Source organism: Boseongicola sp. (assembly GCF_057460485.1).
In genome coordinates this window covers 1-12,655 of the sequence record NZ_JBVCWP010000100.1, presented here as the reverse complement: position 1 = coordinate 12,655, position 12,655 = coordinate 1, and the positions used below count along the sequence as shown (strand labels likewise).

Below are 12,655 nucleotides of genomic sequence, written 5' to 3'. Positions count from 1 at the left end.
GACAGCTGCTGCGAGTGTCGGCAATTGAAGAAGGCGCGAGGCCACGCAAAGCAAAAAAGCAGGTGTCTAGGGAACTTGGAGCACCGCACCAGTCTGTGCGAAGACCGCGGCGTGTTCGCGCCTCCGATCACAGACACAGGCATTCGCTGAGACCGGCCGGTCCATCACCAACAGAGCCGTCGCTGGCGGACGCACAATTCCATCCAATGACGTATCGAAGTCGAAGGTCAGGCTACATCTTCAAGAAACGCTCTGGCATGAACGGCACGTCGGTATCTTCTGGCTGCGCACCAGCGGAGGTCAGCATTGCATGAACCTGTCCACGATGATGCGTTTGGTGGTTAAACAGTTGAATCACAAGTATGCTTTTGGCCTTAGACAAATCCCGACCCAGCACTCCCGAGAACCAGCTTAAGTCCCCTTCAAACCAATCAGGTGTCACCTCATGCGCCCACTGCAATATTCGCTTATCAAAAGCTTTTCTTTCAATACAAAATTGTTCCCAGCTCGTGACCATGTCGGCAGAATCATGAATTCCGCCCTCTGGGGCAGGCGTTCCTGCGAACCTGCTCATCCAAATCATGTCGCCCCATAAAATATGAGAAAAAGTTCTCTGAATTGAGCCAAAGAACGCCCCACGGTCTTTCACGCGCTCAGAATTGGAAAGGTTATCAGCAGCCGCAAGGAGGCTTTCGTTTTGCCAGAAATTGTATCTGGCCATTGTGAGCGTGTATTCCTTGTTAGGCATAAGAGTTCCTTCGAAAACATGATCATCCCGACCTGGGTGGTCCAATTGGAATGCTAGTGCACAATCTGCTTGGGTTCCACCGGGACGATGGTTTCTGGGGTCGGTGGATGATCCCCCTCAGCCCTGTGGGTTCCAGTGCCAGGCAGTCGATCTGAAGGATCGCTGTGGGGAGCTTGGTATGGTCTTGCGTCCTCCATCTTTCGGCGGAGATCTGGGTTTCGCCCAGAGACAAGAAACCTTCGGCGTTTAACGGTTGGTCGCGGACCCAAAAGCTGGGGCTTTCGCCCTATCCGGTCTTCCATGCGTTGTCTTGCAGCCGGTGGTTTCCAACTTCGGGAAAGGGCGTGGGTCATACCCGGAGACCCGCCGCGCCGCACCTTTCCTTGCCGTTAGCTCCCCTGCCCCATAAGGCGAGCAATTGTTCCCGCAGAACGGTTTCATTTGTACTTCGGCCAGGTGTCGGCAATGCGGTACCCTTCGGGCCACGGATCGCTTGGGTCTAACATGTGTTGGTGCGTCCCAGTCACCCAACCTCGCCCGCTAATCTGCGGCCGGATTGCGGATATTTCCCCAACCTTTGTTTCAGCCAGAATTTCGCCGTGAAATTCGGATCCAAGGATCGAGACGCATGTTATGCGGTCCCCAACAAGCATGTCTCCCTTTGCGTGTAGCAAGGCCATTCGCGCTGACACGGCTGTTCCTGTTGGCGAGCGATCCAGCTTTCCAGGCTGAATGGACACGACTGATTTGGCGCGAAGTCCCTCTTGGCCGCGCTCCAGTGCACCGGCAAACAGACAAAAAGAATGGTGCCGCCAATCGGGTTGTAACGGATGGCTAAATTCCAGCTGCTCATTCGCGGCATTGGTGATTTTCACACCGAGTTCGGCAAGGTTTTGCGCCTCCCCTGCCTCCAGCGCCAACCCGAGAGATGCCGGATTAACCACAACGAAACTGTCGCCGCCAAAAGCGGTATCAACTGTGATTGTACCGATGCCTTCGATTTCCAGGGGCACATCCATAAGCCCCCCGAAGGAAGGTAAATTTTCAACCTCTATGCGTTCGGCTTTGCCATTTGCACAATGTGCACGCACCCGCACCAAACCTCCGGGAGCTTCAAGCACCATTTCCGTGACTGGTTCTTGCATTGGGATAATCCCTGTATCCAGCAAGACGGTGGCCACGCAGATAGAGTTTGACCCCGACATCGGTGGCGTGTCCTCTGGCTCCATTATGATCCATGCGGCTTGCGCGTCTGGGTGTTTTGGGGGCACCAAAAGGTTAACATGCCGAAATACCCCGCCGCGTGGTTCGTTCAGCATAAAGTTCCGCAAGGTATCATCCTCGGCGATCCATTTGCGTTGTTCCCACAACGTCTCGCCTGGCGGAGGGGCAACCCCACCAACAATTACATCGCCAACTTCGCCTTCGGCGTGGCACGAAACGGTATGTATAACTTTGGTACTACGCATGCTTAGAACTCATCTAATGTTTGCAGGTGTATCAATTTCTTTGTCTGACGTCAGATTGATAGGCAAGTTTCCAGACCGCATGTGCAAATCGCGTTGGGGAAACGGAATTTCAATTCCATATTTGGAGAGAGCAGTTTCAAGGGCCCAGTTGTAGTCCGCCTTTACCGCGCCGGGGCGTTTTGCGGCATCCGGATTGAGCATTAGAACGAGTTCAAAATCTAGGCTGCTTTCCCCGAATCCGACAAGCCAGACCTGCGGTGGGGATGCGTCTGGACCGGTAAGCATATGAGGCACGTTCCCGGCGGCCTCTAGCGCGGCCTTTTTGACCAGTTCCTTGTCCGTCCCATATGCAACGCCAAAGGGAATTCTTGTACGAACGAATGCATCGCGCAGGGTCCAGTTTGTCACGCGGTTGTTGATGAACTCTGAATTGGGAACGAGAATATCCACGTTCATGCCCGTTCTGACGAGTGTCGCGCGAATATTGATCTCTTTCACCTCTCCCATCAGCCCAGATTCAAGCTCTACGAAGTCTCCAACCTTCACGCTCTGCTCGATCAACATGATTATTCCCGCAACGAGGTTGCTGAAAATAGCCTGAAGACCAAAGCCGATTCCGATGCCGATAGCGCCGGAAAAGACTGCAAAGGCAGTCAAATCGACCCCGATAACGTTCATCGCAAACATGACTGCGAAGAAGTACGAGCCAATTCTGACTGTCTGGCCGATGAGCGTCTTTACCGAGGCGGTCATGCTCGTCGATCGCGTCAGCCTCGACTGGACAAATTTGGATACCAGCGCGGCACTCCATAGTAGCAAGGCAAGCAACGCTGCGCCCTTCAGCACCATGAAGAGCGAAAGCCTAGTGTCTCCCAGGCCGATGGCCATACTGTCGAGAACTGCGATTGTCGGATCGAGAAGGCGCATAATACTGAGCGCTGCAATGACCCATGCGACAGTCGCAAATGTGCGGGCCCAGACCGGGTTGCGCACAAATGTCGAAAACAGGCGGATTAGTATCCAGGCCTGCAAGAGGCTTGCAGCGACCCTGACGAAGTCGTTGCCAATGCCTTGAGACGCCAAGCCGTTGACGCCCATCCAAAGGCCAAGGACCCATGCGACCGGGAGCGCGAGGCGTCGCACCACCTGATGCGCCAGGGGTAGGTAATAGTCTTTTGCCTCGACGCGGGGCCATGCGTTGTCGACGACGCGCGACAAAGGCTTGAACGCCAAAAGAGCGATGCCAAATGCGACGGCGACGACCAGGAGCTGGTAGAGCGACTCCAGAGACGAAACCTGCGCAATCAACCTGTTTGCGGTTTCTTCAACAAATTTAAGAACAGGGGAGACGCTGGAGGCAACGTCTTCGATCATTTTTTCCGTTGTCACTGGAACAGCTTCCGGCTGAGCAGTCTCTTCGTGGTTCGCCATCCGCGTTCTCCTAGGTGTTCAACTTCTTCGGCCGTGCTAGAGCCATCGTAGCTTGCGGAATATGAAGAGTTCGGCAACCAGACACATTGCCATCAACGCACAGAAAATCCAAAAAGCGTAGTCGTTTTCGACACCGGGCATACCGCCAATATTAATCCCAAGAAGTCCTGTTAAAAATGCCAGAGGCAAGAAGATCGCGGATATTATAGCCAGGACATACAGCGTTTGATTGGCCGCCTCTGAAAGCTGGTTGGCGATATCATCTTTCAGAACGACTGCTCGCTCGCGAATTGCGTCAAGTTCTTCGATATATCGCATCAGTCGATCTGATGTTTCCCGCAGATGCGGTCGCAAGTTCTCGCTTAACCAATCTGGTGGTTCAGCTAAAAGAGTGCTCAGGGCTTCGCGTTGAGGTGCAATATAGCGGCGCAATCTGACCGCTTTTTGGCGGATTGCAGACAGTTGGCGCCGCTGCTCTTGGGCCTTCCCAACGTCCAGTTTGGCTTCTAAATCGTCAATCTGGTCTTCGAGGGCGAGTATGGTTTCTGAAATAGGATCATTTACGCGGCTAATCAGTCGTTCGAACAGTTCTGGTGCTGTTTTTGGGCCATCGTGTGACTCAATTAACTTTTCCAGTATGTCGCGAGGCGTGTGCATCCGTTCATGCCGCAGCGTGAGAACCCGTTTGCCCTCGGACCACATTCTCATCGCGACCATGTCCTCACCGTTTTGGTTTGCATTCAGATTGATGCCCCGCAGGATGGCAACGAGACCACGTTTGCCGCGAAAAACGCGTGGTCTGGTTTCTTCGGCAAGAAGAGCTTCAGCGGTTGGGATTGTCAGGCCGCTGCGTTCTCTTAGCCACGACCCAGCATTTAGATTCTTATTGTCCAGATGAATCCAAAGCGGGCCATCCGCCTCGGTCCATTTGTTAATATCCTGCCATCCAAGGAAGGACGCGCCACCATTTCCGTCCAACACACAGGCAAAGAGCAACCCGTCTTCTTCGATCAGGTCAGGGTGGTCCATCGTACCTTCTGTCATTCAATCGCTCCCTCTTATGGATTGCGCGTCGGTCTGATGCCCGCTCCAGCTCTGCGCCTCGATGAAAATCCGCCGTATTGACGGAACTTCGCGTTTGATCTTCGCTTCAAATTCAGAAATGGCAGCTTCGACGTCCTCGGCCGACAGCCCATCCTGAAAGTCGATACTTGCGTTCAGTAGGATTTCATTGGGGCCGAGATGCATTGTCAGCACTTCGTTTGCCCCCTTGATGCGCGTGTCTCCGATTAAAATATCGCGCACAACAGCGACCGTTCTGCGGTCGGCCCCCTCCCCAATCAGCAGGCCTTTGCTTTCAATTGCCAGCAAAATTGCGACCGACGCCAAAACCAAACCAATAACGATTGACGCAATACCGTCCATCACGTGCCAACCAAGATAGTGGCTCCCGGCAACGCCAAGAAAAGCCACGACCAAGCCGATCATGGCTGCGGTGTCTTCAAAAAGCACCGTGAACACGGTCGGGTCTTTTGATCGCCTGATGGCCTGAAAAAGTGGAGTGTCGCCTCGCATTTTGTTGAATTCGCGATAGGCGATCGTCCAGGCGACGGCTTCGAAGATCATGCTTAGCGCGAGAACGACGTAGTTCACGTAGGGGCTATTTATCGGCTCCGGATGCATGACGTGAATGACACCCTTGTAGAGTGAGAGCCCTGCGCCAACTGCGAAAATCAGGATCGCGACGACAAACGTCCAAAAGTAGAGTTCCATGCCATAGCCAAAAGGGTGATTGCTGTCGGCCGGTCGATTTGCTCTGCGAATACCATAAAGCAACAAGAGCTGGTTTCCGGAATCCACAACTGAGTGAATTGCTTCCGACAGCATTGCGGACGAGCCCGTAATTCCGCCTGCTATGAACTTACAAACGGCGATAAGACTATTGCCAACGAGAGCCGCATAAATGACCTTTCGAGACTGATGCGCCGACATTTGTTTTTCCATTCTTTTCAAAAAGAGGACGCTTAAAACACAGTGTCCGGGGCAAGCTAAATGATTTCGTCTTTGTCAAAGAGCGGTTCGACAATCGATTGCGCGTTGAGGCCGCCGATAGTTTTCTCTGTCGTCGACCATAACCCCACTATCAATGCGATTTTGGGGCGAACCGACATTTCGTGAAGCCCTGGGCTTTCAGGGATTTCTTCGAGCACAGCCTGTGTTGCCATCTTTCCCGCCAAGCATCGAAGCGATCCATCTCACTAGGGCGACCTTAGAATGACTTGCACGCCGATTGTGCGTGCGAGTTTCACTAGAGCTCGGTCAGATGTGTGTCCTGCCTATATCGAAGTCCCTCCGTTCGGCACTAGCCCTTGCCTTTTGTCTTTGTTTTTCCAACCGTGGCATTCTTTTCCAAGAATTCGATGATTTGGCCCGCAACATCAAGGCCCGTTGCGATTTCAACTCCTTCAAGGCCCGGTGACGAGTTGACTTCCATGACAACCGCGCCGTGATTTGCACGAAGCATGTCGACGCCACAGACACTCAATCCCATTGATTTCGCAGCACGCACCGCTGTGGAGCGTTCTTCCAGGGATATTTTGATCAGTTGAGCGGAACCGCGCCTATGCAAATTCGACCGGAACTCGCCCTCGGCTCCCGTCCTCTTCATTGCCGCAATTACCTTTCCACCGACAACAACTGCACGGATGTCTGTGCCTCCGGATTCCTTGATGAATTTCTGCGCCAGAATGTTCACATTGGCGCCGCAAAACGCCTCAATAACGTATTTTGCAGAACGTTCAGTGTCTGCAAGAACAACTCCGATGCCTTGAGTTCCTTCGAGGAGCTTGATGACAACAGGAACGGCTCCCGCAAGTTTTACAACTTCACCAGCCTGTTTGGCGCCATGTGCAAATGCTGTGACACCAGATATTGCTCGATTTCCCAATAACTAGTTTGAAACCGCAAACTGCGAGACTTGGCGCGAACAATTCAGACGGAGTATTAATTGAAGTGGGATTTAAACCATTTTTCCTGCCAGATCCAACCGATAGCGATGGCGCACGACTTGAGTTTGACTCACCGCTTCAAGCTGACTTTGTTCCCTTATTTACGACTGATCCAGCCAAACTTCAAAACAGTGTGTTCGATTTTCCTACAAATCCCGACGAAGGGTCTGCTTCTCGTTATTGCCGTGTCCATCGATAGGGGAATTGAGAAACTGGCTGGGCCTAGCTGAGCTTGGGGCACAGGCAGTGTAAAACGGGTTGAGCCAGACAAGGCGAGGACCTCGCTTCGAAAGATGACGAAACACCGCTCCTTTCGCTCGTTCAAAACCTCGCCCGAGACGATCCGGCCAGCGGTGATGCTGTAAGTTTGGCTTCCTCTGTCGACCGGAAATGTGGAGGTGCTGCTGCATGCGTACGTTATCGAAATCAACGAGGACGCGATCCTGATTAGAGGCGTTTAGCTCGGCTCGGCCAAACTCGCCAGAAAACATGGTCTCCTTCGGCTCGTCAGTAAGATAACCGGAGCCGCCATGAATATAGTAAGCATCCCAGAGCGCGCCCATCTAGGAAGAAGGACAGCCAGCCGCGGGTGATTAGTCCGGGTAAGACCTGGCACCAGTATCGTTCAGCTTGACTGATAAGCTCTATAGGGCTCGGGTCTTCGGGCTCTGGCAGTCAAGTGCGATGCGGGACACGATCTTCTGGACCTCCAGCGCTTCCTGAAAATCTGGGCCGGGGTTTTGCTTCCCGGCAATGGCGTCGATCAATTGGGCGACCTCAATTACCTTCAGGTCGTTGAAGCCCAGATGATGACCCGCAGCCGGGCAGAAATTAGCGTAAGGCGGATGGCTTGGGCCTGCTTCAATCTTGGTAAAACCGGACGTGTGCCCACCGCCGGGGCCCTTACAGATCAGCAACTCGTTCATCCGTTCCTGACTGAACACCAGCGCGCCTTGGGTCCCGGTGATTTCCCATGATAGGTCCATGGTGCGGCCACTTGCGGCCCAGTTCGCCTCGATCGTTCCGACGGCTCCAGTTTCAAATTCGATAAGGGCGAAGGTCGCGTCATCGACTAGAACTGGGGCGCGCTCTGTCGTCCCCGCCGATATCGGGCGTGTCTTGTGGATGGTCCGGCTTTGGCCGGTCACATAACTGATCGGTCCCAACAAATACCGCGCCATCGAGATTATGTGGCTACCGATATCAGCCAAGGCGCCGCCGCCATCCGGGTCGGTGCGGAAGGAATGCGGGACATCCGGATCGGCCATATAGTTTTCTGCATGACGTCCTCGAAATGAAACGACTTCGCCAATTTCACCCGCCTCAACCAATTCGCGCGCAAGGCGGATCATCGGATTGCGCAGGAAGTTGAAGCCGACCATGGTCACGATACCCGCCGCCTGCGCCGCCGCCGTCATGCGCTGCGCACTTTCCAAGGTAGTCGATAGGGGCTTTTCGCAATAGACATGTTTGCCCGCCTTAAGCGCCGCCATGACAATGGGTTCGTGCAGGGCATTGGGGGCAGTCACGGCTACCAGATCAATCGTCGGATCGGCACACAGGTTCCGCCAGTCACCGGTTGACCGATTGAACCCAAGTGCGGCGGCATTATGAACGGCCACATCGTCAGTGACATCGGCTAGCATCTCGGCCACGGGATCAAGTGGTAGATCGAACAACCCGCTGACTGACCTAAAAGCGTTCGCATGGCAACGGCCCATAAAACCGGCCCCGACCAGCCCTACTCGCAGTTTTGGTTTCTCAGTCATGGGGTATCCTTAAATCCAATCGAGCTTGACCAACGCGCCGCTTTTGCAGGCCTCTTGGCAGGCTAGGGCAATTGCCAGGGCATCTCGCCCGTCGCGCACGGTGCAGGACGGGGCCCGGCCTTCGGTAATAGCGTTGTAAAACTCATCCAGCGCATGGCTGAACGAGGCATCGTATCGTTCCAGAAAGAAGTGCTTGAGCGGCGCATGCGCTTTGGTGGCCTGTGCCCCCCAGCGGATCAGGTCCTCGTCGCGCTGGTTGCTGGTCTGCAACATCCCGGCCTCACCAAAAGCTTCAATCCTCTGATCAAAGCCATAGGCGCAACGGCGCGAATTGTTGATATGCACCAGACAGCCTGATGGCATCTTGAGCGTTGTCATTGTGGTATCATAATCACCCAGCTCGCCAATAGCGGGATCGGTCAGGCAGGAGCCAGAGGCGAATACCTCGACTGGGCGTTCACCAGCGATCCAGCACATCAGATCAATGTCGTGGATAGTCGCATCCACAAAGTACCCGCCTGACGCTTTGACGTAAGCTATCGGTGGAGGGGCGGGTTCGCGGCTGGTACTCATCATGAAGGATAGCGGACCCAGCTCGCCCGCCCGGACGGCCCGTTGCAGGGCTGTGATGTTAGGATCAAAGCGGCGATTGAAGCCCAACATGAAGGGCACCGGATGGGCCTTTAGGACATCCAGGCATTGTTCGGCCCGGTCTAGCGACTGATCCAGCGGCTTTTCGCAAAAGATCGGCTTTCCCGCCTGTGCTGCGGCGATGACATATTCCAGATGCGTGTTGGCGGGGGTCGCGATCAGGACCACATCCACGTCTGGATGGGCCAGCGCCTGATCCAAATCGCCCAATGCTTGGCCACCATATTGCGCGGCAATCGCCTCTGCTGACAATAGGTTCGGATTATAGACCACCGACAGCCGCAGGCCCGGATGGGCGTTGATCTTGGGGCCATAGACATGCGCCATACGCCCGCTGCCCAGCAAGGCTATTCCCAGTGTTTGCATCGTATCCCTCCCTCGACCTGATCCTTCAGGCGATTGCATCGCGTAAGATATGCGCGGCGCCTTTTTCACCGATCATGATGGCGGCCGCGTTGGTGTTCGCGGTCACGATGCGCGGCATGATCGAGGCATCGATGACCCGCAGACCGGACAGCCCGTGCACCTTGAGATCTGTGTCTACCACAGCGTCAGGGCCCGTGCCCATCGCACAGGTGCCTACCGGATGCAGCAGAGACAACCCGTTCTGCCGGCAATAAGCGACCATCTCCGCATCGCTTTCGACTTCTGGGCCCGGCGAGATCTCGCGCTTGACACAGTTTGACATGGGCTGTGTCTGCGAAATCTGGCGCCCCAACCGCAGCCCGGCAATCGCGGCGCGATGGTCCGCCTCGTGCTCAAAAAAGTTGAACTGAATCGCGGGATCTGTATGCGCATCAGGGCCTTTCAGCCGAATGTGCCCGCGGCTTTGTGGCCGCATATGTTCGGCCAGAATGGTGAAGCCGGAAAACGGGTGTGGTTTAAGATCTTCGGTCGTGCACCAGGCCATGAAGGTAACCATCATGTCCGGTGTCGGGATATCCTTGGAACTATGAACGAAGGTATTGGAATAATTGCCATTATCGGCGAACGGGCCGGTGCGGAACAGCAGGTAGCGCAGCAATTGCAATCCGCCGCGCAGCTTGTTGTTATAAAGGTCATTCACTGTCGCTTTCAGCGTAGATTCAAACTCCAGCCCGATCCCGAAATGGTCCTGCAGGTTTTCCCCGACACCGGGCAAATCATGGAGCACCTCAACACCTGTATCGCGAAGATGCGCGGCTGGCCCAATGCCTGAGCGCAGCATTAGATGCGGCGAACTGAAGGTGCCGCCACACAGGATAACCTCGCACCGCGCACGCGCGGTGTGCTGCACACCTTCGCGCGACCACGCGACACCGGTAACGCGCTTAGCGTCCATGATCAGGCGCTCGGCCAGCGCGAATTTTTCAATCGTGATATTCTGCATCGCGGGGCCGCGGAGGTATCCGGCGGCTGTGCTCCAGCGTCGCCCTTTGCGGGTGGTCGTCTGGACATAGCCAGTCCCGAGCTGCGCCGCGCCATTGAAATCATCGTTACGTGGGATGCCAAGGTTTTCGGAGGCCTGATGGAACGCCTCACCCAGCGCATGCGGCGACGGCAGGTCAGACACGGAAACCGGCCCCCCTACTCCGTGAAATTCGCTTGCGCCTCGCTCCTGATCTTCGCTTTTCTTGAAATAGGGCAGAACGTCATCCCAACCCCAGCCGGTGCAACCCTGCGCCTTCCAGCCGTCAAAGTCCTCGGGCTGGCCGCGCATATAGATCATGCCGTTGATTGACCCGGTTCCGCCCATAACCTTGCCGCGCGGCTGAAACAGGCGGCGCTTGTTCAGATGGGGCTCCGGTTCGCTGCTAAAGCACCAGTTAACCTTGGGATTGTTGTAGAGCATGGAATAGCCCAGCGGGACATGGATAAAGGGACTTTTGTCTGGCCCGCCGGCTTCCAGGAGCAGAACTTTGCACCCCGCTTCGCCGAGACGACGCGCGACAACACAGCCGGCCGACCCTGCGCCGATCACGACATAATCAAACTCAGTGTCCGTTTGCGTCATATTCCGCCTCAACTCTAATCTTTATCACCCCTTAAGATGTGGCACAGACCCGAGAGGTGCTGAATTCCCACTATGTCAATTTTGGATATTTTTACTGTATGCGCATGGCGGTTGGCCTTTATTGTGGCGCAATATCCAAAATGGACTTACCGCCATGACACGAGAAGAACTGCTGCGGGTTCTGACCTTTGCTGGGTCTTTACGAAAACTTGGGGAAGAACAGACAGCACTGGCCTCGGTCGATGCGCGCTGGAATATCATTGCCTATGCGATGAGCCGCCATCTAGAGGGCAAATTGCTGACGATCAGCTCTTTGGCAGGCGCCGCAGGAGTGCCCTACGGCACCGCCATGCGCCGCATTGGCGAGCTGATCGATGAAGGGCTTTTGCTGCGCCGCCCACGGTCCAAAAGCGGAAAGTCTTTTTCGCTGCATCCCACACGCGATCTTATCGCCCAGTTTGAGGTTTTTGCCGCAGAATTCAAACGAACGGTGGGCAACACTTTCGGCTTTACGAATGGTGGGACCGAGGAGAGCGATGGGGGTTTTTATTTTGGCGGTCACTACATGGCATCGCGCATTCTGTCCTATCCTAATGCCATGCGCGTCGGGATCGGGAAAGAACGCACAATCCGCGTTCTTGGCCCCATCGACCCAACGTTCAAAACGCTCAATAAACTTACGCCGCAGCTCAATGAATTGTGTGGTGCCGAGTTTGAATTCATCAACTTGCCGCTGGACCAATTGTACGATGAGATATGCGAGAATCAAAAGCGGGCGAAGTCGCAATATGACATTGTCGCCGTTGATCTCCCATGGATCGGGCAACTTGCCGAAACACAGGCGATCATGCCGCTGAATGATATTTTGCAAAAGGAAGAATTCCGGGGGTCCGATTTTCACTCAACGATTTGGCGCGCCGCGCGATACCGTGGCCAGCAATGCGGCATCCCCATCCAGCCCACGGTGGAGCTCTTATTCTGCCGGACGGACCTTCTGGATGAGGTGGGATTGGGGTTTCCCAGCACGACGGAGGCGCTTTTGCAGGCCGCGAAGGCGCTTCATGGCGCACGGCGCGGCCAGTCCGGCATCGTGATGAATTACGGGCGCGGTACCCCGGTGGCGCATACCTTCATGCAAACCCTGGCCGATTTCGGCTCGCCGGTACTTGACCTTACCGGCAGCCTGGGCGGCTTTGACACCGATACCATTCGCGCCGAGAACTATCAGCCACGGATTGATACAGACGCCGGCCATGAGACCGCACGTTTCCTGCTAGATTTATTGCCCTATGCGCATCCCGAAAGCCTAAGATGTGACTGGGACCGGCGGATCGGAATATTTTCGCGCGGTGAGGCGGCGATGACGTATGGCTGGTCGATCCGCGCCGCACAGTTTGAAAGAGACGAAAGTTCTGCCGCTTATGGCAGGGTCGCCTGCGCGCCCCACCCCGCGAGATCCGGTTTGCAACAGGTGTCGCCGGTTGGCGGCTTTGTCCTGGCGCTGCCGATCTCACTCGACAAGGAGCGTATCGCGGCGGCTTGGAAAGCGATTGAATATCTGACACGGGCCGAACTGATGAAGCTTT

At 55.1% G+C, this 12,655-nt stretch carries 11 protein-coding genes; 1 reads left to right on the top strand and 10 read right to left on the bottom strand.

What is annotated here, in order from left to right; translation table 11 throughout:
* Positions 1 to 232: 232 nt before the first annotated feature.
* From AC221Y_RS12600 to AC221Y_RS12555, 10 genes are all read right to left on the bottom strand, one after another.
* Entirely contained in the window at positions 233 to 748 is a 516-nt protein-coding gene (locus tag AC221Y_RS12600) for a DinB family protein (protein WP_299749538.1), read from the bottom strand.
* Between the two features lie 437 nt (positions 749 to 1,185).
* Positions 1,186 to 2,217: a trans-3-hydroxy-L-proline dehydratase gene (locus tag AC221Y_RS12595; RefSeq protein WP_299749535.1), complete on the bottom strand. Its 1,032-nt coding sequence runs from the start codon at positions 2,215 to 2,217 to the stop codon at positions 1,186 to 1,188.
* Between the two features lie 9 nt (positions 2,218 to 2,226).
* Positions 2,227 to 3,648, bottom strand: a complete 1,422-nt coding sequence (locus tag AC221Y_RS12590) for a mechanosensitive ion channel family protein (RefSeq protein ID WP_299749532.1) — start codon at positions 3,646 to 3,648, stop codon at positions 2,227 to 2,229.
* Between the two features lie 36 nt (positions 3,649 to 3,684).
* A complete protein-coding gene (locus AC221Y_RS12585; protein ID WP_299749530.1) occupies positions 3,685 to 4,692 on the bottom strand; it encodes a zinc transporter ZntB in 1,008 nt (335 codons plus the stop codon).
* Entirely contained in the window at positions 4,693 to 5,640 is a 948-nt protein-coding gene (locus tag AC221Y_RS12580) for a cation diffusion facilitator family transporter (protein WP_299749527.1), read from the bottom strand.
* A gap of 56 nt (positions 5,641 to 5,696) precedes the next feature.
* Complete coding sequence (locus tag AC221Y_RS12575) at positions 5,697 to 5,873, bottom strand: hypothetical protein (RefSeq protein WP_299749524.1); 177 nt, start codon at positions 5,871 to 5,873, stop codon at positions 5,697 to 5,699.
* A 137-nt stretch (positions 5,874 to 6,010) separates the two neighbouring features.
* Positions 6,011 to 6,595, bottom strand: a complete 585-nt coding sequence (locus AC221Y_RS12570) for a RimK family alpha-L-glutamate ligase (RefSeq protein ID WP_299749522.1) — start codon at positions 6,593 to 6,595, stop codon at positions 6,011 to 6,013.
* Between the two features lie 705 nt (positions 6,596 to 7,300).
* Positions 7,301 to 8,425 carry a Gfo/Idh/MocA family protein gene (locus AC221Y_RS12565; protein WP_299749519.1) on the bottom strand — a complete coding sequence of 375 codons (1,125 nt, stop codon included), beginning with the start codon at positions 8,423 to 8,425 and terminating at the stop codon, positions 7,301 to 7,303.
* Positions 8,426 to 8,434: 9 nt separating this feature from the next.
* Positions 8,435 to 9,442, bottom strand: a complete 1,008-nt coding sequence (gene iolG, locus AC221Y_RS12560) for an inositol 2-dehydrogenase (protein WP_299749516.1) — start codon at positions 9,440 to 9,442, stop codon at positions 8,435 to 8,437.
* Positions 9,443 to 9,467: 25 nt separating this feature from the next.
* Positions 9,468 to 11,069 carry a GMC family oxidoreductase gene (locus AC221Y_RS12555; protein WP_486707431.1) on the bottom strand — a complete coding sequence of 534 codons (1,602 nt, stop codon included), beginning with the start codon at positions 11,067 to 11,069 and terminating at the stop codon, positions 9,468 to 9,470.
* A gap of 154 nt (positions 11,070 to 11,223) precedes the next feature.
* On the opposite strand from AC221Y_RS12555, the gene AC221Y_RS12550 reads away from it, so the two are divergent.
* Positions 11,224 to 12,655 (top strand): ABC transporter substrate-binding protein (locus AC221Y_RS12550; RefSeq protein ID WP_486707430.1); only part of this gene is annotated, 1,432 nt, incomplete at its 3' end.